General features: G+C 63.9%; 21 protein-coding genes. 9 read left to right on the forward strand and 12 right to left on the reverse strand.

Annotated features, from left to right (window positions below; genetic code table 11):
- Positions 1-860: 860 nt before the first annotated feature.
- Positions 861-2,096 (reverse strand): aminotransferase class V-fold PLP-dependent enzyme, encoded by a 1,236-nt coding sequence (locus JL811_RS10055; protein ID WP_202688469.1) that lies wholly within the window; start codon positions 2,094-2,096, stop codon positions 861-863.
- Between the two features lie 240 nt (positions 2,097-2,336).
- On the opposite strand from JL811_RS10055, the gene JL811_RS10060 reads away from it, so the two are divergent.
- The gene (locus tag JL811_RS10060; protein ID WP_202688470.1) at positions 2,337-3,389 is read left to right on the forward strand and encodes an extracellular solute-binding protein; all 1,053 of its coding nucleotides are present in this window, start codon (positions 2,337-2,339) and stop codon (positions 3,387-3,389) included.
- A 69-nt stretch (positions 3,390-3,458) separates the two neighbouring features.
- On the opposite strand, the gene JL811_RS10065 is transcribed toward JL811_RS10060, so the two are convergent.
- Together JL811_RS10065 and JL811_RS10070 are read right to left on the reverse strand one after the other, a co-directional pair.
- Positions 3,459-4,667 (reverse strand): NAD(P)/FAD-dependent oxidoreductase, encoded by a 1,209-nt coding sequence (locus tag JL811_RS10065; protein ID WP_202688471.1) that lies wholly within the window; start codon positions 4,665-4,667, stop codon positions 3,459-3,461.
- A gap of 4 nt (positions 4,668-4,671) precedes the next feature.
- Positions 4,672-5,880, reverse strand: a complete 1,209-nt coding sequence (locus JL811_RS10070) for a pyridoxal-phosphate-dependent aminotransferase family protein (RefSeq protein WP_202688472.1) — start codon at positions 5,878-5,880, stop codon at positions 4,672-4,674.
- Positions 5,881-6,127: 247 nt separating this feature from the next.
- Here JL811_RS10070 and JL811_RS10075 point away from each other — a divergent pair, with 247 nt between their 5' ends.
- The 3 genes from JL811_RS10075 (at position 6,128) to JL811_RS10085 (ending at position 9,352) form a co-directional block, all read left to right on the forward strand.
- Positions 6,128-7,891 (forward strand): ABC transporter ATP-binding protein, encoded by a 1,764-nt coding sequence (locus tag JL811_RS10075; RefSeq protein WP_202688473.1) that lies wholly within the window; start codon positions 6,128-6,130, stop codon positions 7,889-7,891.
- Positions 7,892-7,929: 38 nt separating this feature from the next.
- A complete protein-coding gene (gene ygfZ, locus JL811_RS10080) occupies positions 7,930-8,703 on the forward strand; it encodes a CAF17-like 4Fe-4S cluster assembly/insertion protein YgfZ (RefSeq protein WP_202688474.1) in 774 nt (257 codons plus the stop codon).
- 328 nt (positions 8,704-9,031) lie between these two features.
- The gene (locus JL811_RS10085; protein WP_202688475.1) at positions 9,032-9,352 is read left to right on the forward strand and encodes a DUF6280 family protein; all 321 of its coding nucleotides are present in this window, start codon (positions 9,032-9,034) and stop codon (positions 9,350-9,352) included.
- Positions 9,353-9,673: 321 nt separating this feature from the next.
- Here JL811_RS10085 and JL811_RS10090 read toward each other — a convergent pair whose 3' ends face one another.
- The 8 genes from JL811_RS10090 to JL811_RS10125 form a co-directional block, all read right to left on the reverse strand.
- Entirely contained in the window at positions 9,674-10,693 is a 1,020-nt protein-coding gene (locus tag JL811_RS10090) for a hypothetical protein (RefSeq protein WP_202688476.1), read from the reverse strand.
- A gap of 131 nt (positions 10,694-10,824) precedes the next feature.
- On the reverse strand, positions 10,825-12,198 hold the full coding sequence (locus JL811_RS10095) for a TolC family outer membrane protein (RefSeq protein ID WP_202688477.1): 1,374 nt from the start codon (positions 12,196-12,198) through the stop codon (positions 10,825-10,827).
- Between the two features lie 52 nt (positions 12,199-12,250).
- Positions 12,251-12,904, reverse strand: a complete 654-nt coding sequence (locus JL811_RS10100; RefSeq protein WP_202688478.1) for a protein-L-isoaspartate O-methyltransferase family protein — start codon at positions 12,902-12,904, stop codon at positions 12,251-12,253.
- Positions 12,905-13,013: 109 nt separating this feature from the next.
- The gene (locus tag JL811_RS10105) at positions 13,014-14,072 is read right to left on the reverse strand and encodes an ABC transporter ATP-binding protein (protein ID WP_202688479.1); all 1,059 of its coding nucleotides are present in this window, start codon (positions 14,070-14,072) and stop codon (positions 13,014-13,016) included.
- On the reverse strand, positions 14,072-14,854 hold the full coding sequence (locus JL811_RS10110; protein ID WP_202688480.1) for an ABC transporter permease: 783 nt from the start codon (positions 14,852-14,854) through the stop codon (positions 14,072-14,074). Before JL811_RS10110 ends, JL811_RS10105 begins: the two co-directional genes overlap by 1 nt.
- On the reverse strand, positions 14,851-15,717 hold the full coding sequence (locus JL811_RS10115; protein ID WP_202688481.1) for an ABC transporter permease: 867 nt from the start codon (positions 15,715-15,717) through the stop codon (positions 14,851-14,853). The genes JL811_RS10110 and JL811_RS10115 overlap by 4 nt, the downstream gene beginning before the upstream one ends.
- A gap of 99 nt (positions 15,718-15,816) precedes the next feature.
- Positions 15,817-16,917, reverse strand: coding sequence for an ABC transporter substrate-binding protein (locus JL811_RS10120; protein ID WP_202688482.1), 1,101 nt, complete (start codon positions 16,915-16,917; stop codon positions 15,817-15,819).
- Positions 16,918-17,122: 205 nt separating this feature from the next.
- Positions 17,123-18,505 (reverse strand): NAD(P)/FAD-dependent oxidoreductase, encoded by a 1,383-nt coding sequence (locus JL811_RS10125; RefSeq protein WP_202688483.1) that lies wholly within the window; start codon positions 18,503-18,505, stop codon positions 17,123-17,125.
- Between the two features lie 129 nt (positions 18,506-18,634).
- On the opposite strand from JL811_RS10125, the gene JL811_RS10130 reads away from it, so the two are divergent.
- Both JL811_RS10130 and JL811_RS10135 read left to right on the forward strand, forming a co-directional pair.
- Positions 18,635-19,603 carry a hypothetical protein gene (locus JL811_RS10130; RefSeq protein ID WP_202688484.1) on the forward strand — a complete coding sequence of 323 codons (969 nt, stop codon included), beginning with the start codon at positions 18,635-18,637 and terminating at the stop codon, positions 19,601-19,603.
- 273 nt (positions 19,604-19,876) lie between these two features.
- The gene (locus JL811_RS10135; RefSeq protein ID WP_202688485.1) at positions 19,877-20,932 is read left to right on the forward strand and encodes a phosphoadenosine phosphosulfate reductase; all 1,056 of its coding nucleotides are present in this window, start codon (positions 19,877-19,879) and stop codon (positions 20,930-20,932) included.
- Between the two features lie 70 nt (positions 20,933-21,002).
- Here the strand turns inward: JL811_RS10135 and JL811_RS10140 are convergent, their stop codons facing one another.
- A complete protein-coding gene (locus JL811_RS10140; RefSeq protein ID WP_237684897.1) occupies positions 21,003-21,437 on the reverse strand; it encodes a lysozyme inhibitor LprI family protein in 435 nt (144 codons plus the stop codon).
- Positions 21,438-21,545: 108 nt separating this feature from the next.
- Between JL811_RS10140 and pyrC the strand changes: the two genes are divergently transcribed.
- The 3 genes from pyrC (at position 21,546) to JL811_RS10155 (ending at position 25,141) form a co-directional block, all read left to right on the forward strand.
- The gene (gene pyrC / locus JL811_RS10145; RefSeq protein ID WP_202688486.1) at positions 21,546-22,586 is read left to right on the forward strand and encodes a dihydroorotase; all 1,041 of its coding nucleotides are present in this window, start codon (positions 21,546-21,548) and stop codon (positions 22,584-22,586) included.
- Positions 22,587-22,703: 117 nt separating this feature from the next.
- Positions 22,704-23,384, forward strand: a complete 681-nt coding sequence (locus JL811_RS10150; RefSeq protein WP_202688487.1) for an orotate phosphoribosyltransferase — start codon at positions 22,704-22,706, stop codon at positions 23,382-23,384.
- A 245-nt stretch (positions 23,385-23,629) separates the two neighbouring features.
- Positions 23,630-25,141, forward strand: coding sequence for a replicative DNA helicase (locus JL811_RS10155; protein WP_237684898.1), 1,512 nt, complete (start codon positions 23,630-23,632; stop codon positions 25,139-25,141).
- Positions 25,142-25,463: the final 322 nt, after the last annotated feature.

A 25,463-nucleotide genomic window follows, 5' to 3' on the forward strand; every position in this document is an offset into this window, starting at 1 on the left:
GGGCCAAAATTAGTGAGTCTACATGGGCGGTTGTGACGGATGAATCCGCGAAAGAACTAAGGGATCGACTTTTCGATGTGATGGACAAGAATGACCGTCTTTTTGTCGTAAAGTCTGGAACTGAAGCTGCTTGGCGCAATTCGAGGTGCAAAAATGAATGGCTCAAGAAATGGCTATGACAGATGCCGGTGACCAGAATGATGCGCACTCATCAGGGACAAACGAACCGAAAATTAAGCGGGGAAAAGTCGATTCCCTGACTCTCTACGAAATAACAGATTATGAGCTTGGGGTTCTAGAGCGCGGCTCCCCGAGTTCTACACACTTCAATTTCTCGATATTTTTCCTATCCGTTGGCCTGTCTTTCCTTGTGTCCCTTCTGACTACAACGATGCCGGAGCGGCACTTCAACATTTTCACTATCGTCGCATTTCTCGGGCTGTCCTTGGGGGTAGTATTGCTTGTTGTCTGGTGGAAGGCAGGAAATGAGCTTGGATTGGTTTGTAGGAGAATTCGATCCAGAATTTCAGATTGAATAGCAAGGGTTTTAATTTTCAAATACCGTCTCAGATGGCCATTAGTTGTAACCATTCATTGTCGGGCGCCGCAGCATGTAAATCACTCTCTTTAGGATTCCGCCAAGCGACATTCGATGTGATTGTAGTGGAACATGTCTGGTGAACTACCGCTTTCTCTCCGAGTAGCATTCGGCAGCAGATCACGCTGCGCAGTTGCGAACGCCCATACCGCAGACCCTCATTAGTTTGAAATGTTGTAACCGGTGTCTAGCGGCCGCTCCCGGGAATGCCGCCGCGCAGCATCGGCGATGCTCAACCGGCAGCTTCGAGCCATCCTCCCCCTCACAACACCCGCCCCAGCGCCTCCACCAGCCGCCCCACCTCCTCCTTCGTCGTGTAATGCACAAAGCTCAGCCGCAGCACGCCGTGGTCGGGGTCCACGCCCATCGCGCGCAGGGGGCGGACCGCGTAGAAATCGCCGCCGCCCGCCATGATGCCATGCGGGGCAAGATCCATCGCCAGTTTCTCCCCCTCCCGGTCATGGACCAGCGCCACGGTGGGGGCGCGGGTCGCGGCGTCGCGGGGGCCGATCAGGCGCAGGTCGTTCCGGTCGGCCAGAAAATCCAGCAAGGGTTGCAGGATCGCGGTTTCATGGGCGCGCATCAGGTCATGCACGGCGCGGCTGCGCGCCAGCGGCCCAGCCCCGCTGCCCGGAAAGTGATGCGCATGGGCGGCGTCGATGTAATCGGCCATGCCCGCACAGGCCGCGATCTGCGCGTGATCGGGGCCTGCGGGGGTAAAGCGTTTGTAAAGCGAGCCGCCATTGAAGAAATGCCCCTGATTGGGCAGTGCCTCGCCCGCCTCACGCCGGATCACCATGATGCCCTGATGCGGGCCATAGGTCTTGTAGGCCGAAAAAAGGTAGATATCGGCCCCCAGCGCGGGAATGTCGGGCAGGCCATGGGGGGCATAGCTGACCCCGTCGACACAGCTTAACGCGCCCGCCTCCCGCGCCATGGCGCAGATCGCGGCCACCGGGTTGATCGCCGCCACCACGTTGGAACAATGCGGAAAGGCCACCAGCCGCACGCGGCCATCGGCCAGCAGGGGGCGCAGCGTCTGCGGGTCCAGATGGCCCGTCGCCGGGTCGATGCGCCATTCGCGGATCTCGATGCCATCCTCGGCCAGCCTGCGCCATGCGCCGGAATTCGCCTCATGATCCTGATCGGTAACGACCACCGCACCGCCCTTATCCGCGATATGCCGCCGCAGCGCCTTCGCCAGAACGAAGGTATTGGCCGAGGTCGAGGGGCCGAAGGACACTTCATCCGATGCCACCCCCATCAGGGCGGCAAGCCGCGTGCGGGCCTCGTCCATCTCCTCGCCTGCAAGGCGGGACGCCTCATAGGGCGCATAGGGCTGCACCTTGCGATGGGTGTAGAACCGCGTCAGCCGGTCCACAACCTGCCGGCAGGGAAAGGACCCGCCCGCATTTTCAAAGAAGGCCCCGGCAGACAACAGCGGGCTGTCGAAGGCGGGAAACTGGCGGCGGGTGAAATCGCTGTCTAGCTGGGTCATGGCAATGCCTTTCTGTTGCGGCCAGCCTAGCCGATGGCGAAGGGCGCGCAAGCGGCTGCCCGACAAAGCGGCAGCATGCGGAAATGTGACGCCGTTGCGTGCATTTCCGCCGCCCCTTGGGTGTTTCCCCCCTTGAGCGGTCCCTCACCCTCGCCTAGCCTCATTCCCGGAGCGGCAGGCGCCCCATAGAACCGCGCCTTCCGTCACAAGACCGAACGACCCAACAGATGAGGAGCCAAGATGAAAACCAGAACCAGACTCCTGACCGGCTGCGCGCTTGCGCTGGCCCTGCCCTTTGCCGCCCAGGCCGCCGATCCTGAACTGATCGTCTTCGACTGGGCCGGGTTTGAGGATGAATCGCTGATCGCCGGTTATGTCGAAAAACACGGCCAGATGCCGACCTATACCTTCTTCGGCGATGATGACGAGGCCTTCCAAAAGGTCGCTTCGGGCTTTCGCGCCGATGTCGTGCATCCCTGCTCGCAGATGGTGTCGAAATACCGCGATGCCGGGCTGATCGAACCCTGGGACGTGTCGCGCATCCCCGAATGGGGCAATATCGCCGAGCGTTTCAAGGATTCCGAGATCTTCGTCGATGGCGACACGGTCTGGTATATCCCGACGGATTACGCCTATACCGCCATCGCCTATAACACCGAGGCGGTCCCGGAAGAGGATATCGCCAGCCTTCAGGTGTTCCACGATCCGAAATATGCCGGGCGCATCTCACTGCCCGACAATACCGATGATGTCTGGGCGCTGGCACTGCTGGCCACCGGCGTTTCGGACTGGTCGGATGTGACCGAGGACCAGTTCCAGGCGGCGGCGACATGGCTGCGCGCGGCGCATCCGAATGTCGTGGCCTATTGGGCCGACCCGTCGGAACTGTCGCAACTGATGGCAGGCGGGCAGGTGCAGGTCGCCTGGTCATGGAACGATTCCATCGCGCTGATGCGCGAAGAGGGCTTCCCCGTCGGCTTCAAGCGCGACGCGGCCGAGGGCGCCTCAAGCTGGTTCTGCGGCTATGTGAACGTCAAGGACTCGCCCGGTTCCGAAGACAAGGCCTATGATTTCATCAATGCCTGGATGGATCACGGTTCCGCCCGTGGTCTGGTCGATGGCTTCGGCTATGCCCATGCCAATGACGCGGCGCTTGCCACCATCCCGGCCGAGGATCTTGTCGCCGCCGATGTGTCGCCGGTCGACAGCACCCTGCTGGCGCAGGTGCCGATCGACAATGCGATGCGCGACCGGATGCTGCAGGAATTCGAGAATATCAAGGCCGGGTTCTGACCGGTCCGACCTGAAGCCAAAAGGCCCGGGGATCACCTCGGGCCTTTTAGCTGACGGCTGGCCGAAGTGTCAGATGATTGCCCGTTCCACATAGGGACGGCCCGCGATCAGCCGGTCGATATGGAAAGGCGTCATGTCCAGACTGCGATAGCCGCCATGGACCAGCCATTCGGCCACCGCACGCCCCATCGCCGGGGATTGTTGCAGCCCATGGCCGGAAAACCCGTTCAGAAAGATGAAGTTCGGCAGTTCCGGATGCGGCCCGGTGATCGCGTTGCGGTCAAAGCGGTTGTAATCGTAATGCCCCACCCATTCGCGCAGCACGCGCACCGCTTCAAAGGCCGGGATGCGGGTCGCGATGGCGGGCCAGATCTTGTCCATCCAGATCGCGTGATCCATGTCGAAATCATCGGGGTCCACATCGGGGTCATGATCGGCATGCCCCCCGATCATATAGGTGGACTTGCCGTCCTGACGCATATGCACACCCGACGGGTCGACGGTCAGCGGCAGATCCCGCGCCAGCGGTGTCGCGGTGCTGATGATCCAGGTGAAGCGCTTGCGCGGTGCGACCGGGATTGAAAGCCCCGCCATCGCCGCGACAGCGCCGCCACGGGTTCCTGCCGCATTCACCACCTGCCCGCAGGAAATCACCTCACCCGTTGCCAGCGCTACCGAGTTCACCACGCCACCGGCCCGGTTGATCGCGACAACCTCATTCGCGACATATTCGACGCCGCCCTCCCTCGCCTTGCGGCGGAACCAGTCGAACACGGTGATGCCGTCAAAATACCCCTCATCCCGGGTATTGAGTGATCCGAGAAGCAGGTCATCGACCTCGATGAACGGATATTCGGCGGCGATCTCTGTGGGCGTCAGCAGCCTGGTGCCCGCCCCCAGCCGCGCCTGCATCGCCTGATTGTCGCGCAGCACCTCGGCCCCGGCCTCGGTGGCCGCAAGGTAGAGATAGCCGAAATTCCGGATCCGCAGCTTTGGCAGCCGCTCATCCGGACCCATGAAACGCGGCAGGTCCTGGACGAATTCTGCGCCAAATTGCGAGATGCGCACATTCAGTTCGGTGGAATATTGCTGCCGGATGCAGGAATTGCTGTGGCTGGTCGCGGCGAATTCATAGCTGGGATCGCGTTCGACAACCAGCACCCGCCCGGCAAAGCCGGGATCCCGCGTCAGCCAGAAGGCGGTGGCAGAGCCCAGCATTGCGCCACCGATGATGACGACATCATAGGCCACATGGGCCGGGGATTGAAACGTCGCCATCGCCCTAGCCCAGAAGCGCGCGCGCCGCCGCGTCCAGCGCGCCGGGGCCGTGGGGGATGTCCAGTGCGGTCAGCCCCGCCTCCATCACGCCCAGAACCCCCATCGTCATATGGGCGTTCACATGGCCCATATGCGCCACGCGCAGAAAGCCGTGCCATGCCGGATCGGTCGGGGCCGCCATGCCAAGACCGATGCCCAGCGTCACGCCAGCCTCATGCTCACACCATTCGCGCAGGCGGGTGGCATCGCGCCCGCCGATCCGCGCCGCCGTGACCGCCGAACCGCGATGCGCCGGATTGGCGACATTCAGCGCAATGGCGGGGTTCCCCGCACCCCATGCGTCAAAGGCCGCCCAGACCGCCCCCGCCAGCGCCCGATGCCGCGCCCAGATATTGTCCAGCCCCTCCTCCTCGATCATGGTCAGCGCCTCGAACAGCGCGAACAGATGATGCGTCGGCGCGGTGCCGCAGAAATGCTGCCAGAATTCGGTGCCAAGGGCGCGCGGCGTCCAGTCCCAATAGGGCGTGCGCAGATCGCTGGTCTTGCAGCGTTCCCGCGCCTTTTCCGAAAACCAGATGAAGCCCAGCCCCGGCGGGGTCATCAACCCCTTCTGGCTGGCGGCCACAGTCATGTCCACGCCCCAGTCATCCATGCGGTATTCGTCGCAGCCAAGGCTGGCAATGCAATCAACGGCCAGCAGGGCCGGATGGCCCAGATCGTCCAGCAGGCGCCTTAGCGCAAGAATATCGGTGCGGATCGAACTGGATGTATCGACATGACAGGTCATCAGCGCCTTGATGCGGTGGTCCTTGTCAGCCCGAAGTGCCGCCTCGACCCGGGCCATATCGACCGGCGAGGATTTGCCGAAATCCAGGAGATCGACCTCCACCCCCACCGCGCGCGCGCTTTCGGCCCAGCCATTGCCGAAGCGCCCGACCGCCAGCACCAGCGCACGGTCGCCCCGGCTGAACAGGTTGGCATTGGCCGCCTCCCAGGCACCATGGCCGTTGACGATATACAGCGCGACATGCGCCGCCGTGCCCGCAACCGCGCGCAGGCGGGGCCAAAGCCCTGCAACCTGCTCGATCAGATCGCCCGCATAGATATTGGGCGAGGCGCGATGCATCGCATTCAGTACCCGGTCGGGCATGACCGAAGGTCCGGGAATGGCCAGATAGGGGCGGCCATGGGCAAGGGAAACGGAAGGCGGCATCGAGGGGGCTCCGACATGTTGCAAGGCTTGGCTACGCCCGCCCGCAGACTTCGTCAATGCGGGCTTGTGGCCGGGCTGCTGCGGCACCTGTGCAATGCGGCAGCAGGGCCGCGCAATCCGGTCTCCTGCGGTCTCCCCGGCCCCCCCGCCCCGGCCCCGGTTCTCTCCCTTGCCGCAGCCCCGTAGCCCCCGGCTTGAGGGGGGCGGCATTCCGGGCTACACCGGGCAGGCTTCAGGGAAGGCCCGCATGTTGGACGCAGACCGCAAGACCAACCCCTATCGCTCGACCCGCCTCTTCGGGCGGCTCTGGTCGGGATGGCTGCACCGCTATCGCGGGCTGATGGCGTTGGCCTTTGGCATCATGGTGATCGAAGGCTCGACCCTCGGCGCGCTGTCCTGGATGATCAAGCCGCTGTTCGACCGGGTTTTCGCCGCGGGCGACGGCGGCGCACTGGTCTGGGTGGGCGCTGCAATTCTGGGCCTGTTTCTGGTCCGCGCGGTGACCTCGATCACCTCCAAGACGCTGATGACCAGCATCGCGCAGAAATCCTCGGCGCGGATGCAGGCCGATCTGCTGCGCCATATCCTGACGCTGGATGCGGGCTTTTTCCAGCGCAACCCGCCCGGGGCGCTGATCGAACGGGTTCAGGGCGACACTTTGGCCGTGCAGGGCGTGTGGTCGGTTTTCATCACCGGGGTCGGGCGCGATGCGGTGGCGCTGGTGGGGCTGTTCACGGTGGCGCTGGCGATTGATCCGGTCTGGACCTTGGCCGCCCTGGTCGGCGCGCCATTGCTGATCCTGCCCGCGCTGGTGGTGCAGCGCTATATCCGTCGCAAGACCGCCCTGATGCGCAATGAGGCGGGTCTGCGCGCCACCCGGCTGGACGAGATCTTTCACGGCATCAACGCGGTGAAGCTCAACCGCATGGAAGAGTATCAGGCCAGCCGCTTTGAGCAGATCCTGTCGCGCATCCTGCGCTGGGAAATCCGCACAATGGCCGGGCGCTCGACTATTCCGGCGCTGATCGACGTGATTACCGGGATCGGATTCTTTGCCGTTCTCATGCTGGCCGGACCGCAGATCATGGATGGGTCGCGGACCGTGGGGGATTTCATGGCCTTCTTCTCGGCCATGGCGCTGACATTTCAGCCGATCCGGCGGCTGGGCGATGTCGCGGGCTATTGGCAGATCGCGGCGGCCAGTCTGGAACGGTTGTTCCGGCTGTTCGACACCGAACCCGCGCCCCGCCCCGCCGCGACCGGCCGCCTGCCCGATGCCGGCGCGGCCCCCGCGATCCGGCTGCAGGATGTGCATTTCGCCTATGAGGGTGGCGGGCCGGTGCTGGACGGTCTGGATTTCACCGCGCCTGCGGGACGCATGACCGCGCTGGTCGGCGCCTCGGGCGCGGGCAAAAGCACGGTGTTTTCGCTGCTGACCGGCATGGCCGAACCGGTCTTGGGCCGGATCACGCTGGACGGAACCGATATCGCGACGTTGCCGCTGGCGGATCTGCGCGCGCAATTTGCCGTCGTGTCGCAGGATTCGGCGCTGTTCGACGAAACGATCCGTGAAAATATCGTGCTGGGCCGCGAGGTCACGCCGCAGGATCTGGAGGCCGCACTTGAAGCCGCCCATGTTGCGGAATTCCTGCGCGCCCTGCCCAAGGGGCTGGACACCGCCGCCGGGCCGCGCGGTTCGGCCCTGTCGGGTGGTCAGCGCCAGCGCGTGGCCATTGCCCGCGCCCTTCTGGCCCGCGCGCCGGTTCTGTTGCTGGATGAGGCGACAAGCGCGCTGGACGCGCAATCCGAGGCGCTGGTCTCCTCCGCGCTTGCCCGGCTTTCGCAAGGGCGCACGACGCTGGTGATTGCACATCGGCTGGCCACAATCCGCGATGCCGATCTGATTGTGGTGATGGATCGCGGGCGCGTTGTGGATCAGGGAACGCATGATGACCTGCTGGCCCGCTCCGGCCTTTATGCCGATCTGTGCAAGCTGCAGTTTCAGTCCTGACCCCCGCCCCCTATATTGGGGCGATACAGGAGAATGCCATGACTGCCGCCCTCACCCCTGCCGCCCTGCCCGAACGTCATCTGGCCGAAGTGACCGGCACCGATGCGCTGAACTTCCTGCAGGATATGGTCACCAATGACCTGCTGCCGTTGTCGCGCGGCCCCGGCATCGTCTGGACCGCGCTGCTGACACCGCAGGGCAAATATCTGGCAGATTTCTTCGTGGTACAGACCGGCGCGGCGCTTTTGCTGGACCTGCCCGCCACAGTGGCCGAAGGGGTGCTGAAACGGTTGAACATGTACCGGCTGCGCGCCGATGTCGCCTTTGCGGCATCAGGACTGTCGGTCGGGCGCGGTCTGGGGGATGCGCCCGCCGGCGCACTGCCCGATCCGCGCCATCCCGCCCTTGGCTGGCGCCACTACGCCCCCGATGCGACCGATGCGGCCGGTATCGACTGGGACGCGATCCGCGTGGCGCATCTGATCCCCGAGACCGGGATCGAACTTGTGCCCGATGACAGCTACATCCTTGAGATGGGCTTTGACCGGCTGCATGGCGTCGATTTCCGCAAGGGCTGCTATGTCGGGCAAGAGGTCACCGCGCGGATGAAGCACAAGACCGAGTTGCGCAAAGGGCTGGCCCGGGTGCGCATCGAGGGCGCGGCCCCGCCCGGCACCGAGATCACCGCCGGGGACAAGGTTGTGGGGCGCCTTGGCACGCAATCGGGGGATGCCGCACTGGCCTATCTGCGCTTCGATCAGGCAAAGGGCGAGATGCAGGCAGGATCTGCCCGAATTTCAGGCGAACCATGAAAACCCACGCGGGTTGAGTCGTCTAGGCCAAGAAACGCCCCCACCTGACAACCCAGGATAGAATAATTCGGCCACCGTGCCCCCATCGCCTGCGGCAGCAGGGACTCGCCCGGAATATGGCAATTTCCTGACAACAGCTTGAAGATCAGCCCCAGACCCCTAGATCTACGTAAGAACAGGCCGTGACTACCACGAAATGCTGTGATCGCTCCGATAAGCCATGCACTAGACGCATGGCAGTCATTCCAAACTGGAAATGACGAATCGCAGATAAATCGTCATAGTGCGCGGACGTCAGAAAACGCAAGAGCAAGAATAGGACGGCGAGATGGTCGATTTCGTTGATGGTACAGCGTTCAACTTTGAACAGGGGCAGCGCGCGCGCAAGCTGTTTGCAGCAGTCGTGCTGGCAGCTCTGGACGACGCGATCGCCGATGATAAGAAATATGGCAATGGTCCCGACCAGATTGCCCGCTGGGCGCGGTCGCGCGACGGGCGCGAGGTTCTGTCCTGCGCCGGGATCGACCCGAATGAGCGGGTGGTCAAGGGGCTGATGGAATTCGTCTCGAAAGGCGTGCGCACCTCGGTCGCATTGTCGCGTGAGGAATCCGAGCGCCGCAATGCGCTGGAACAGGCCGAAGCAGCCTGAGATCCTTCTGTCTTTGCAAGCCAGTTGAGCGCGCCTCTTCCGGGGCGCGTTTGGCTTTTGCAGGCTGCTGCCTTGCCATATCGGCTGCCTGTCACATCGGCGGTCGCGCCATGCCCCGGCAGGGTCGGCTTGTGATGTCCTACCAAGAGGGCGAAGCCCGGTATGTCCATCCTGCTGTGTACGAAACTTGGGGCGATGCGCAGCACCTAGGCCTTCGACTTACGCCACAAGACCGCGCTGGCAGTTCCAACGACACGGGGTGCACAACTCAGGCCGCAGGGCCTGCCTTGCGATCCATGCACCCTGCCCGGTCGAAACAGATCAGTTGAAATCGCGCGAGGTCAGGGCGCGGGCGATCTCGGCCCGGACCAGCTTGCGGACATTGCGGGTGATGCGCTCTCCCAGGGTGCCGCTCAGCTCTTCGCGGATGATGTCGCGGACCAGATCGCGCAGCAATGCCTCGTCATAATGCGGACCGGCGGCGCCAATGGCGTCGTCTGCGCCATCCGGGCCGTCGTCATCCTCTGATCCCCCGAACCATGCCCGGTGCTCTGCACCACGATCCCGTTCCGCGCGCGCTGTCCCGGCCTGCTGCTGCCGTGTTTCATCCTCGGATTCCGCCCGTTCTGCGGCTTCGATCTCGGCCCGGGCGGCGGCCTCGGCGGCTTCGGCCTCGGTCGGGGAAAGCCCGTTATCGGCTTCCACCAGCGGCGCATCCGGCATGGGCGAGGCGATATCGCTGCCCCATTCGGGCCGCTTCCATGCGAAACTGCCGAAACCGCTATCCCCGGTTTCCGATTCCCATTCTTCCCGGTTCTGATCGACGGCAGATCCGATGGAGGACAGGACCGCGCCCAGCCCCGCCACAGGCGGCTGCGTCACCCCCGCTGTTATCGGCGCGGATGCCGGATCTGCGGGTCGCGGCCCGGGTGACCCTTCGGTCACATCACTCCGCTGGCTTGCATCCAGCGTCAGCGGGCTGGCGCGGACCGAGGTGAAGGACAGCACCGGCCCTTCATCTGCGGCTGCAGCGTCGGGCGCCCTGCCTTCGTTGCTGGCGGGTTGCGCAGGCCCCGGCGCGGCGGGAGGGGCCGCTTCAAAAGGCCGCGCGGCCTCTTCCGGCGGGCGCGCAGGCTCGGCATCCTCAACAATCCGCAAAGCGGGCGTCAGGATCAGCTTGTCATCCTCGGCAAGAGCCATAGCAGCGCGTGCCGCATCGGCCCCTTCCGTTCCCGCCGCCGCGCCCATGCGGGGTTCCGCGGGTCGCAGGTCTTCGGAAACCAGCCTACGGATAGAGGACAAGACATCCTCGATCTCGCCTGAACTCATCGGTTCTGACATGTTCTCTGCCCTTTGCCCCTCGGGCCCAGTCTAATCCGCCCCCGGCCCCGGTGACAAGAATTGGCACGGGTGCGGTCAACGAAATCCGCGCAAAGACACGGATTGCGCGGAATGCGGCCCAAAGCGACGCGTCAGTTCCGGGTCTTGCCGATGGATTTCATCACCCGGTCCAGCCGCTTGCCCTGCGTCGATGTCGCCGGCGCATTGCGCACCGCGCGGTAATAGGCCTCGGGGTCATGGGTCGGGATGCCAAGCTTCAGATGCTCGACTGTCAGCAGTCCCATGCGCGACAGCAGGGTATAGGTGCCGGTATCGCGCAGCGCGTCGGCCGAAAGCCGCGTGGTGCGGGCGTTCAGCAATTCCTGTTCGGCATTCAGCACGTCCAGCGTGGTGCGCGACCCCAGCCGCGCCTCTTCCCGCACACCCTCATAGGCGGTCTGGGCGGCGCGGATCTGCTCATCGCTGGCCGAGATGCTGGCGCGCGCAACCGAAAGGTTCGACCACGCCTCCCCCACCGCCTGCGAGATCACCGCACCCTGACGATGCAATTGCGCCCGGGTCGAATCCCGCCGCGCCATGGACTGGCGATACAGCGAGGAATTGCGCCCGCCGGAATAAAGCGTCTGGTTCAGCGTCAGGCCGAAGCTTTGCGAATCAGAGCTTCCGGCGCGGTCATTGATTGCGGCGCTGGCCGACAGGGTAGGCCCCATATCGGCCTTGGCCCGGTCGACATTGGCCTCGGAAACCGCGACCTGTTGCTGCAACTGCCGGATCGAGGGATGGGTGCGCAGCGCAATGGCGCGGGCCTCATCCACACTTGCCGGGATCGCGGGCGGGCGCGGCATGGGCGCCAGCTGTCCCGGCGAATTGCCGACGGCAAGGCGGTAATTCTCACGCGCGATGGCCAGATCGCCCTCGGCCTCGGCCAGCGCGGACCGGGCAGAGGCCAGCCGCGCCTCGGCGATGGACACATCGGTGCGGGTGATCTCACCCACTTCGAACCGGTCGCGCGCGGCGCGCAATTCCTGCGTGATCAGACGCATGTTCGCCTGACGCAAGGACACCGCATCCTGTGTCAGACGCACATTCACATAGGAGGACACGGCGGCCAGAAGCACATCCTGTTCAACGCCAACCAGCGCCTGACGGGTTGCCAGAACGCCTGCCTCGGCCGCACGGATCGCGGCGGCGTTGCGCCCGAAATCCAGTAGCGTCAGTTCCGCCGACAGCGACAGCGATGCGGCAAGCCCGTCATTCAGGCCCCCGCCACTTTCATTCGTATGGGTGGCTCCGGCCCGCAGGGCAATGATCGGGCGCAGGCTGGAGACGGCTTGCGCGACATCCTCATCCGCAGCCCGCAGCACGGCGCGGTTCTGGTCCAGAAGATCCGAATTCCGATAGGCCGCGATCAGCGCATCCGCCAGCGTCTCGGCGCTGGCCATCTGGCCGCCGAACAGGGCAACCGCAACCGCCGTCACGGTCAAGGCCCGCTTCAATACCCGCATATCCTGCCCTTTCCTGCGCCTGATCGACCTGCCGTTATCGCCGGCCTTGATATCAGAGCGTGAATTCCGCAACCTTCGCAAAACCCGGCAGCACCGGGGCCGCCGCGTTGAACGCATCGCGCCAGGAGATCCCCTGCGCGCTGCGCAATCCGATCCGGGCCACGCCAAGCCGCCCTTCCATGAAGATGCAGCCGATCCGCCCGCCATCGGCCAGTTGATCCAGCAGCGCCTGCGGCACTGTCTCAACCGCGCCTTCGACAAGAATGGCATCATAGGGGCCATGTTTGGCAGCCCCTTCTGTCAGCGGGCCGGTCACAACCGCGGCATTGTCGACCCCGCCTGCGGCAAGGCGACGCTCGGCCTCGGCGGCCATGTCGGCATCTTCCTCAAGCGCGATGACCGCATCGACCATCCGTGCCACGACTGCCGCCGAATAGCCAAGACCACAACCCAGATCCAGCACCAGTTCCCCGGGGCGCAGATCCATCGCATCCAGCAGTTTGGCAAAGCTGCGCGGCTCCAGAATCACGCGCCCGGGGGCAAGGTCCAGATTCTCGCCCATATAGGCCGTCTCGCGCTGCGCATCGGGAACGTAAGCCTCACGCGGGACCGCCAGCATCGATTCAATGATCGGAAACTTTGTGACATCCGAGGGGCGCACCTGCGTGTCCACCATCATCGTCCGGCGCGAGGAATAGTCGGTCATAGCTGAACTCGTCGGTCTGGTTTTTTCAAAATCGGTTCTGCCACAGTTGTGCGGTCACGGCAACAAGCGATGGATGACCCGACCGCCCAACCCGGGCGCTGTGGCAGACTTACTCCTCCAGAAGGATGAAATCTGCGGCAGCGGCGCTGATCTCGGTCTGCGATCCGACCGGCGGCGGCGGCGTATCGGGACGGTTGAACGTGTCCAGATTGACCTGCGTTCCCGCAGCCCCGACCCGGATCCGGATGACCGAACCCAGAAAATGCACCTGGTCAATGCGGGCGGGCAGCGTGACCTCCCGGGCCGGATCGCGGCCCAGATGCACCGCCTCGGGGCGCAGGGCCAGCGTGACCGCAGCACCGCGCGGCCGGTCCACCGCCCGCCCCAGTTTCACCAGCACCTCCCCCAGCCGCACCACGCCCGAGGCCGGAACCTCAAGCACGCCGCGAAACAGGTTCAGCGTGCCGACGAAATTCGCCACGAAGGCGCTGGAGGGTTTGTTGTAAACCTCAAACGGCGTGCCCACCTGATCGGCGACACCGCCATTCATCACCACGATCCGGTCGGAAATGGACAGCGCCTCTTCCTGATCATGGGTGACAAAAATGGTGGTGATGCCCAGATCCTGCTGAATCGCGCGGATCTCATTGCGCAGTGAGACGCGGACCTTGGCATCCAGCGCCGACAGCGGTTCATCCAGCAGCAGAACGCGCGGTCGCGGGGCCAGCGCGCGGGCCAGTGCCACACGCTGCTGCTGGCCCCCCGAAAGCTGGAACGGATAGCGCGCGCCCAGATCGGGCAGGCCGATCAGGGCCAGCATTTCTGCCACACGGGCATCCCGCTCGGCCCGGGCGACGCCCTTGACGCGCAGCCCGAAGGCCACATTCTCGGCCACGGTCAGGTTGGGAAACAGCGCATAGGCCTGAAACATCATGCCGATATTGCGGGCATTGGCGCGCAGCCCGGTCACATCCTGACCTTCGATCACGATACTGCCCGAACTGGGCATCTCAAACCCCGCGACCATGCGCAGCACGGTCGTCTTGCCACAGCCCGAGGGGCCGAGAAAGGACACAAACTCGCCCTTGTCGATATCAAGGTTGAAATCCTTGACGACATGATTGGCGCCAAAGGATTTTTCCAGATGGTTGAGCGTCAGATAGGACATCAGGCCTTGGCCCTTTCATGTTTGGCAAGGCGCGTGGCCAGTTGCATCAACCCCATGCAGCCCCAGGTCAGCGCGAAGGCGATCACCGCCAGCGCCGGGGGTTCATAGGCGCGGTTCGCGCCGATCAACTGCATGAACGGCCCGAAGGCGGGACGGTTCAGAAGGGCCGCCATGGTGAATTCGCCCATCACGATGGCCAGCGTCAGGAAAGCCCCCGACAGCACCGCCACCATGACATTGGGCAGGATGATCCGCGCCAGAATCGTGATCCATCCGGCGCCAAGGCTTTGCGCCGCCTCGGTCAGCGTTCCGACATCGATGGTGCGCAGCCCGGTATCGACGGCTCGATACATATAGGGCAGTGCCAGCGTCGCATAGCCCATGGTCAGCAGGATATCGGTGCCAAGGGCCGAACCCGTCATCGGCAGCCAGGACGAGGTGTTGTAAAGCCGGATATAGCCGAAGACGATCACGATGGCCGGGATCACCAGCGGCAGCAATGTGACGAATTCCACAAAGGGGCGCGCCTGCGGCAGTTTCAGCCGCACCCAATAGGCGGTCGGCACAACCAGCAGCACGCCGAACAGGATCGTCGCCCCCGCCAGTTTCAGCGAATAGCCGAAGGTCGCCCAGAACCGCGGATCGGCAAAGACCACCGCATAGGCATCCAGCGAATATTCCCCCCGCCGCATCCGCAGCGAGAATTCGGCCATGCCGACCAGCGGCATCAGGAAATAGAAACATCCCAGCAGAAACACGGTCCAGGCAAGGAAGCGCATCATTTCAGCCACCTTTCCGACCGCACCCGCAGCCAGATATACAGGATGTTTGCCGCCGCAGTGATGACGATCATCCCGAAGGCCAGCGCATAGCCCAGATTGGGATTGCCCAGCACATCCCCCCGGATCTGCGCGAACAGCTTGATCGGCACGATGTTCAACTGCGGCCCCGTCAGGGCAAAGGCGGTCGCCACCGCGCCAAAGGCATTGGCAAAAAGCAGCGCAAACGTGCCAAGGATCGAGGGAAACAGGATCGGCAGCGCCACCATGCGCCAGTATTGCGCGCCCGTGGCGCCCAGCACCTCGGCCGCCTCACGCCATTCGCGTTTCAGCCCGTCCAGCGCCGGGGTGATGATGAGGATCATCAGCGGGATCTGGAAGAACAGATAGGTGATGACAAGGCCCCAATAGGACAGAAGGTTGAACCCCATCGCCCGCAGATTGATGCCGAATTCACTGCGCAGCCAGACGGTGATCAGGCCGACCGGACCCAATGTCGCGATGAAGGCAAAGGCCAGCGGCACGCCCGCGAAATTAGACGCAACCCCGGAAAAGGTGATCAGCGGGTTGCGCAGGCCCTTGGGCAGGCCCCCGAACACCACCGCCGCCGCCATGCCGAAGCCCACCGCACAGCCCAGAAGCGCCGTGACGAAGGACAGCTTGATCGAGGTCCAATAGGCATTGCGGTTCGACGCGGTGTTGAGATCGACAAAATTCTGCAATGTGAATCCGCCCTCCTGCCCCTGAAAAGCGCCGATGACGATCTTCATCGTCGGCAGGATCAGAAACAGAACGGCAAAGGCGGTGAAGGGCAAAAGCCCCAGCCATGCCGCGTTGAAAGGCAGGCGCCTTGATTTCGAAGCCATGAAATTCCCTGTCACGACCAGCCCTGCCTGAACGGCAGGACCCCAAAGACGGGCCCCGCCCCGGCGCATCGGCCGGGGCGGGGCGATGGCAGCGCGGCCTTACTCGACGTTGGCGCCCACGGTCGCATCCCAGCCACCGGTGACGGCGGCATTATTGGCCTCTACCTCGGCGACGGTCGGGAAATAGGCATTGGCATAGGCATCGGCCGGGGGCATCGCATCCAGCACGTCCTGCGGAACCTTGCCCGCCTCGACCAGTTCGGTGAAGCGCGCGGTCTGGCAACCACCCTTGATATAGCCAAGCTGGCCTTCGTCCGAGAAGATATGCTCCATCCACAGCTTGCCCGCATTGGGCTGCGGCGCATAGGCGCTGACCGCCTGCACATAGACGCCCGCAAGGGCCGCCGATTTCGGGATCACCACCTCGACCGGCGGGTTGCCGTTCAGGCCCTTGCCCCAGTTCAGCCCGTTATAGTCCCAGGCGATGATGATCGGGGTCGTGCCTTGCGCCAGCGTGCCGGCCTTGCCGATCACCGGGACAAAATTGCCCGCATCATTCAGCTGCTTGAAGAAATCCAGACCCTTCTCGCCCGCTTCCTGACCGGCAGCGCCGCCCATGGCCATGCCTGCGGCCAGAACGCCGAGGATCGCCTGATTCGAGGCGCGCGGATCGCCCGCCAGCGCCACCATGCCCGCATATTCGGGCTTGAGAAGGTCTGCCCAGTCCTGCGGAACATTCTCAACCATGTCCTTGTTCACGACAAAGCCCATGACACCGTAATAGGCGCCGACCCAATGGCCTTCGGGATCCTTCAGCCCGTCGGGGATCTGGTCCCAGACGGCAACCTTGTGGGGCTGCAGCAGGTTTTCGGCCTGTGCGGAGGGTCCGAAGGACAGGCCGACATCCAGAACGTCCGGCGCCTGCGGGCCCTTGTTGTTCTGGTTGGCCTTCACCGCCTCGATCTCATCGGCCGACCCCGCATCAGGGTTCAGTTCGTTGACGGTGATCTCGGGGTATTTGGCCTTGAAGGCGGCGATAATGTCGCCATAGCCGCACCAGTCATGCGGCAGGGCGATGGTGGTCAGCATGCCCTCGGCCTTGGCGGCCTCGATCAGTTCGGCCGATTGCGCCGAGGCGCTTCCGGCGGCCAGAAGTGCCGTCAGGCTGGCGCTGGTGGCAAGCAGGGTGGTGGTCTTCATCTGTAAACTCCCGTCAATGAATATCCGTGGCTGTCCTGCCATGTTCCGCTTCCCGGGAATTTGAATTCCGGACGGTCAGGCCTTGTGCCTGATGAGCATGTGACAGGAATTTGTGACACTCTGGCGACGTTCTGTCACATGTTTTTATTGTCTGGTCAGTCAATGCCAGGATTGTCCGATGATAATTCAGGAAAAATTAAACAAATCAACGCCCTGCAAGACGGTATCCGATTTTTGCCAAATGCGAGGGTCCGGACCCCGGCCGCGCCTCATGCCGGTCGGCCAGTGCCAGCAGCGCATACATGCCGCGCACGCCCAGCCAGCGCAGCGGTTCGGGCTCCCACCGGCGCAGGGGGCGATTCACCCAAGGAAGCTGGGTCAGCGCCGTCTGCCGCCCCAAGGCCAGATCGGCCAAGGTGCGGCCCGCAAGGTTCGAGGTCGAGACCCCGACGCCCACATAGCCCCCCGCATGGCCGATGCCCGTGGCCGGATCAAAGCCCACCGTCGCGCACCAGTCGCGGGGCACACCCAGCGTTCCGCACCATGCGTGATCAACCGGATGATCCTGCAGACTGGGAAAATGCCGGTGCAGCACGGATGTCAGGCGGCGGATCGTGGCGGCATCGGGGCGCCCGTCGACATCGCGGCGGCTGGCAAAACGATAAGGCGTGCCGCGTGCGCCGACCGCGATGCGGCCATCCTCAGTTCGCTGACAATAGCAGTAAAGATGCGCAAAATCACCAAGTATTTCATAATCTTGCCAACCGATCTTCGACCATTGCGCGAGGGAAAGCGGCGCGGTGACGATCTGCGCCGAATTCAGCGGCAGCCAGTCGCGGCGATGGCCCGGAAGCCCTGCGGTAAAGCCTTCGGTGCAGCGCAGGATCACCGGGGCGGTCACCGTACCCCGGGCGGTATCCACCCGTCCCGGAAGGATGCGCAACGCCCGGGTCTGTTCGGCGATCACAGCCCCCCCGTTTTCCACCAGCCGCGCCAGCCCCTGCACCAGCCGGGCCGGATGGATCCGCGCCACGCCCGGCACTGCCATCGCCCCCAACACGCCCGGAACAGCAACCCTTGCAGTGGCCTCAGTGGCATCCAGTTCGCAGATCTCCTCACCCCAGTGGCGACGATGGGCGATCTCGTCGCGCATCCGCGCCAGTTGCGCAGGGTTGGTCGCAACCACCAGTTCCTCACAGCGCCGGATGCCTTGGGAAAAGCCGCCCTGTTCAGCGGTGGCAATCACCGCATCCACCGTGCCCGCCAGCGCGCGCACCATGGCACGGACATCCGCCGCACTTCCCGTGGTCAGATAGCGGTCATGCGACCAGGCAAACCCGCCGGTCAGCCAGCCGCCATTGCGCCCCGAGGCGCCGAAACCCGCAAATTCCGCCTCAAGAATCAGGATGCGCAGATCCGGGTTGCAGGCCTGCAGCGCATGGGCGGTCCAGAGCCCGGTATAGCCCGCCCCGATGATACAGATGTCCGCCGTGTAATCGCCCGCCAGCGGTGCGCGCCGCGTGGGCAAGCCGTCCAGATCGGCCCACCAGAAGGACACGCCGCCCTGTTCCATCCCTGCCCCTTTCATCCTTGCCGTCCGACAATGCGCAATGCGGCAATTCCCGGCAAGTGCAGGGTTATGACCCGCACAAGGGTTGCATGAAACAAACCGGCATGACCTTATGTCACGCATTAAAACTGACAGGGGGTTTTCACGATGTGGGATTTTTCAGTTTCCGAGGCGCTTGGCCTCATGCGGCGCACTGCGCCTTTCCTGATATTCCGGGTTGTCGTCTATTTCGGCATCACCGTCGCGCTGATCCTTGCCACCGGCACCGGGGCCGGGCTGGGCTGGGGCATCGGCAATTTCGGGGATGAGGAGTTTCGCATTTCCTCGACCTTCTATGGCGGGATCGGCGGCTTCGGGATCACGGCGGGGGTCATCTTCTTTTTCCGCGATTACCTGCTTTATGTCGTCAAGGCGGGCCATATCGCGGTGATGGTCGAACTGATGGAAGGCGGCACCATTCCCGGCGGGCGCGGCCAGATCGACTATGCCGCCTCGGTGGTGAAACAGCGCTTTGGTCAGGCGTCGCTGCTGTTCGCGCTGGATCAGGTCATCAAGGGCGTGATTGCGGCGGTGACCGGTCTGGTGCAGGGCATCCTTGCCTTCGTTCCCGGAATGGACCGGGCCATGGGCGTGCTGCGGGCCTATCTGCGGCTGGCGGTCGGGCTGGTGGATGAGGTGATCCTGGCCCACGCGATCCGCACCAAGGCCGAAAACCCCTGGGACAGCGCGCGTGAGGCGCTGGTGCTTTACGGGCAGAACGCGAAGCCGATGCTGATCAACGCGGCCTGGCTGACGGCCATCGTCTATGGCCTCTCCTTCCTCGTCTTTCTGTTGATGCTGGCCCCGGCGGCAGCGGTGGTCTGGCTGATCCCCGGTGCCTGGTCGGCGGGCGGGCTGGTCTTCGCGCTGGTCTTTGCCTGGGCGGTGAAGGCAGCCCTGATCGAACCTTTCGCGATTGCCTGCATGTTGCAGGTCTTTTTCAAGGTCACCAAGGGCCAGACCCCCGACCCGGAATGGGAGGCGCGGCTGGCCAAGGTCTCGGACAAGTTCCGTTCGATGGGCCAGCGGGCGACCTCCTGGGTCGGATCGAAATTCGGCGGCGCACCCACGGCCTGAGGCGCGCCTTGCCGCCCCGATCCAATGCATTATCTTGCGGATCGGGTCGGTACCAAAACAAGGGCTGGGGCAAATCTCCATCAAATACAACCTTTACGCGATTAACGACCTCTGCATTCATGCGAGAGGATATGCGCGGAAACAGTGCCGCCGGACTGTTCGCAAACTACACGCCGAATTCACTTTCCTGCCCACTTGTCAGCCCAGCATCGCCACGCGACATTGAGACAGTAACATCATCCGGGACATTTCCGGACGTCTCAGGACTGACCAATGCCCAGCGATGACATGGAAATCAGCACCGAAACCACGCCGCCGCCCGCAGCGGCGCTGGATCGTGACGACTGGCTGACCCTGTTGCGCGGCATGGGTGAGGAAGGCGGCGGATTCGAGACGCTTGGCCCCCGTCATTGGGCCCTGTTCAATGAAGATGGCGGCGATCTGCTGGTCACCTTCGACGCGCTGGAAACCATCACTGCCGGATCCGCCGGCCAGATGCCGCCCGCCTTTGCGCTGGCCACCCGGCGCGGCTGGTCGCATCTGAGCGTGATCGTCGAGGGGCCGGACCGCTATCGCAGCGCCAATGTCTATCGCTATTTCGACCGGCTGGTGGATGAGGATTTCTTCGGCGGCTTCGACCGAGTGCTGTTCTTCGGCGCCGGGGCCGCCGCCCATGCCGCCTGTGCCTTTTCAGTTGCCGCCCCGGGCGCGCAGGTTCTGGCGCTCGATCCCTGCGCGACACTGGATCCGCGTCAGGCGGGCTGGGACCAGCGCCACCGGGCCCTGCGGCGGCTCGATTTCACCACCCGCTACGGCTATGGGCCCGATATGGTTGCGGGGGCAGCACAGGTCCATCTGCTGTTCGACCCGCTGCAGCGGGAAGACGCGATGCATGCAGCACTGTATCGCGGGCCGCATGTCACGCCGCTGCGCCTGCCGCATCTGGGCGGCGAAACTGAAAGCGACCTGCAGGCCATGGGCATCCTGCCCGAGATCCTGACCCTTGCGATGGCGGGCGGACTTGCGCCCGGCGGTTTTGCCCGGCTCTGGCGCAAGCGGCGCGATACGCCGCGCTATCTGCGCAATCTTCTGCAGTGCTGCGCCCGGGCCGGGCATCACCGGCGCGAGGCCGCAATCTGCCGCTGGGTCATCGCGCGGATGAAAGCGCCCAGCTTCCGCCGCCATCTGAAGGATCTTGAGGCAAGGGGGCTGCTTCCGAAAAGATCAGAGCGGGACGCGCCTGCATCATCAGCGAACAGCGCGACCGATGGGACGGACACCACAGTCAAGAACAACACGGGCAAGAATATGATCCACGCATCATCCTGACATACCGCCGCCTCTGCTGCATCGGATCGCCACGCCGCTGCCGGACAGGGGCGCAGACGGTCAGAACCGGTCAGCGCGTCTCGGTCAGGATTTCCAGATCGGCGATGCGCGCCTCGGTCAGCCGCGCCTGACAGCCGACGACCACCATCGTCTCACCGCTGCCGCCGCGCATCAGATATCCTTCGGCTTCACAGGCCGTATCGCGGAAGATGATCCAGTTTCGCTGCGCCGCGCGCAGGGCCATTTCGGCGCCGCGATCTTCGGGGGACAGGGCCGCATCCATCGCGCGCAATGCCGTCATGGCCTCGGCATAGACCTCATTCAGGCGCGCATCGGCCCGGGCCCGCTCCTCCTCCAGACAGAGGGTGATTTCGGCCTGCATATAGGCATTGTCGCAATCGGCGTGCGCGGCGGTGGCGATGCCAAGGGTGGATGCGGTCGCAAGCAGCAGGAAGGGGATCGGGCGCATAGGGAACGGGCCTCCGGCAAGGATTTCGCGCAGCATAAACCGCGCCTGTGGCGAAACGCAAATCCGCCCCCCCCCCTGCTCCCGGCAGGGATCCGCTTGCGTTTCGGACTGGAGAATCGCCGCGTGATCGGCTAGCGCCATGACATGACCCAGCAAATCTCGATCCGCCGCCCCGATGACTGGCACCTGCATCTGCGCGATGGCGCCATGCTCAAAGGTGTCCTGCCCGAAACCGCGCGCCATTTCGCCCGTGCCATCATCATGCCCAATCTGGTACCGCCAGTGGTGACCGGCGCCGATGCTGTCGCCTATCGCGCCCGGATCATGGCCGCCCTGCCCGATGGGATGCGGTTCGAGCCCCTGATGACGCTTTATCTGACCGAAGGCACCGATCCGCAGGATGTGGCCGATGCCGCCGCCTCGGGCCTGGTCAAGGCGGTGAAACTGTATCCTGCGGGGGCCACCACCAACAGCCATGGCGGCGTGCGCAATCTGGATCGCGTGCGCCCGGTGCTGGAACGCATGGCCGAAATCGGTCTGCCGCTTTGCGTGCATGGCGAGGTAACGACGCCCGAGGTCGATATCTTCGACCGTGAGGCCGTGTTCATCGACACGGTGCTGGATCCCTTGCGCCGCGCCACCCCGGGCCTGCGTGTCGTGATGGAACATCTCACGACGGCCCAAGGCGTGGCCTATGCCCGTTCCGGCGGCCCCGATCTGGCGGCCACGATCACGACTCATCACCTGATCCTCAACCGTAACCATCTCCTCGTTGGCGGGATCAAGCCGCATTACTATTGCCTGCCGGTCGCCAAACGCGAAAAGCACCGCCTTGCCTTGCGCGACGCGGCCACATCCGGCGAAGGGCGCTTTTTCCTTGGCACCGACAGCGCGCCGCATGTCGATGCCCTGAAGGAACATGCCTGCGGCTGCGCGGGCTGTTTCACCGCGACCAATACGATGGCCCTGCTCGCCCATGTCTTTGAGGAAGAGGGCGCGCTGGACCGGCTGGAGGCCTTCACCTCGCTGAACGGCCCCGCCTTCTATCGTCTGCCGCCGAATGAGACACGCATGACGCTACGCAAGGGCGACGCCGCCACCTGGCCCGACAAGATCCTGACCGAGGCCGGGCCGGTAACGGTGTTCGATCCCGGCTTTACCGTCCATTGGCATGTCGAATCCTGACCGCATGGTCACCTTGGTCCAGATACCTCCCGCGGAGCGTCCGGCAGAGGCCGCAGGAGCCTTTGGCAGAGGGACTTGGCCCAAGGTGAAAACACGCCCGCCCCAAAAGGAAATGCGATGATCCCCTCCAGCTATCCGCCCGCCACCGAAATCGCCCGCCTGACCGCACGGATGTTGCTGGAAATCAAGGCGGTGCATTTCAATGCGGCCGAACCCTTCACGCTGGCCTCGGGCCTGCCCTCGCCGACCTATATCGACTGCCGCAAGCTGATTTCCTATCCGCGCATCCGGTCCACCCTGATGGATTTCATGGCCGTGACGGTGATGCGCAATGCGGGGTTTGAGGCCTTCGACAATATCGCGGGCGGAGAGACGGCGGGTATTCCCTTCGCAGCATTGATGGCCGAACGTCTGGCCCTGCCCATGACCTATGTGCGCAAGAAACCCAAGGGCTACGGGCGCAATGCCCGGATCGAGGGCGCGATGACCGAGGGCCAGCGCGTGCTGCTGGTCGAGGATTTGACCACCGATGGCGGATCGAAACTGTCTTTCGTCGATGCGATCCGGGAAACCGGCGCGGTTTGCGCCGATACCGCGGTGATCTTCTATTACGACATCTTCCCCGAAACCACCGATCGTCTGGCCGCCCATGGCGTGCGGCTGCATCATCTGTGCACCTGGTGGGACGTTCTGACCGAGGCGCGCGCCTCGGGCGCCTTCGAGGCCGAGACCCTGCGTGAGGTGGAGGCCTTCCTGACTTCCCCCCGCGCCTGGCAGGACGCGCGGAAACCCGCCTGAGCGCCCGCCCGGAAGGCGCAAAAACCGCCCGGCACGCGCGGCCCGACGCGGCCATTCTGGGGAAAACCTCCGATTCGCGACACAGATCGCGCGGCATTGATGCGCGCCCCTACCAGATATGGTAGGGTGTAAACGGGGCCTCCCCCAAGGCGCGGCCCGGGATGGGGCTTTTCCACAGACTTGTCCCTGCCTTGCGCGACGCACCCCGAACGGGCATCCAGAGACCTTCCCGAAGTGAGGCAGACATGACCGAGATCACCCCCCTGCGCAGCGCGCTTCCCGCAACCCAGGGCGGTGCGACGGCGGAGACTGCGGCCACAGCCGAGGCCCTGCCCCATAATATCGAGGCCGAACAGCAGCTTCTGGGCGCGATCCTGACCAATAATGATGTCTATGATCGTATCTCCAGCCTTGTGAAGGCCGAACATTTCTATGATCCGGTCCATGCCCGCATCTTCGAGATCGCAGCGGCCCGTATCCAGAAGAACGCACTGGCCTCGCCGGTCACGCTCAAGGCGTTTCTTGAGGATGATCCGGGGCTGAAGGAGTTGGGCGGACCCGCCTATCTGGCGCGTCTGGCGGGGGCGGCGATCTCGGCCTTTGCCGCCCGCGATTATGCCCAGATGCTCTATGATCTGGCGGTCCGGCGTGAGCTTATCGCGCTGGGGCGCGATATTTCGGCCAAGGCCGCCAAGGTCGATGTCGCCTCGGAACCGAAAGAACAGATCGTCGAGGCCGAACAGCGGCTTTACAAGCTGGGCGAACAGGGGGTTGCCGAACGCGGTTTCCAGTCCTTCCTCAAGGCCGTGACCGATGCGGTGAATGTCGCCAATGCCGCCTATCAGCGCGATGGCGGGCTGGCCGGGATTTCCACCGGCCTGACCGATCTGGACCGCAAACTGGGCGGGCTGCACCCGTCCGACCTTCTGATCCTTGCCGGGCGTCCCTCGATGGGCAAGACCTCGCTGGCGACGAATATCGCCTTCAACATCGCCAAGGCTTACCGGCGGGGCCGCCTGCCCGACGGATCAGAAGGCGCGGTCGAGGGCGGCGTTGTCGGCTTTTACAGCCTTGAGATGAGCGCCGAACAGCTGGCCGCGCGGATCCTGTCGGAAGCATCTGAAGTGCCAAGCGAACAGATCCGCCGCGGCGACATGACCGAGGCCGAATTCCGCCGCTTCGTCGATGCCGCCAAAAGCCTTGAGGCCTGCCCGCTTTACATCGACGACACGCCCGCCCTGCCGATCAGTCAGGTCGCGGCGCGCGCGCGGCGGCTGAAACGCACGCATGGGCTGGATGTGCTGATGGTCGACTATCTGCAACTTCTGAAAGGCTCGTCCAAGGAAAGCCGTGTGCAGGAAGTGTCGGAAATCACACAAGGATTGAAAGCCATCGCGAAGGAACTGAATATCCCCGTGGTCGCCCTGTCGCAGCTGTCGCGTCAGGTCGAAAGCCGCGAGGACAAGCGCCCACAACTGTCGGACCTGCGGGAATCGGGGTCGATCGAACAGGATGCCGATGTGGTGATGTTCGTCTACCGTGATGAATACTACAAAGAACGCGAGAAGCCCGGCGATCACGAGTTGGAAAAGATGGCCTCGTGGCAGGCGATCATGGAGCAGGTCCATGGCAAGGCCGAGGTCATCATCGGCAAGCAGCGCCATGGCCCCATCGGTTCGGTCGAACTCAGCTTCGAAGGGCGGTTCACCCGGTTCGGCAATCTGGTCAAACCCTGGCAGGATGGCGAGCGGTTCTGATCCCTGCCGCCCTTGCGCCAGCGCGGGGGGCCGTCTGCCCCCCACGGATTTGCAGAGCGCAAATCCTCCCCCCGAGGATATTTCTAGACAGAAAAAACGATCATCCGCCTTGCGGCCTGGCCTGGTTTTTTCTGGCTGCAACTATCCCCGATGGAGACGGTGGAGGGACGCCTGCAAGGCCTTGAAATCACTTACCTGTTGATTTTCACCCAGAACTGACCCGGGTTTTTCATCGAGAATTGACCCGGCTTTGAGTATGGATTTCGGGTCAGGCAGGGGTCAAGATCTGTGTTGTCTCCTTCTTTTTCTTTGCTGCGGATGC

It is taken from the genome of Szabonella alba, assembly GCF_016765775.1.
In the GTDB taxonomy this organism is placed as follows: domain Bacteria; phylum Pseudomonadota; class Alphaproteobacteria; order Rhodobacterales; family Rhodobacteraceae; genus Szabonella; species Szabonella alba.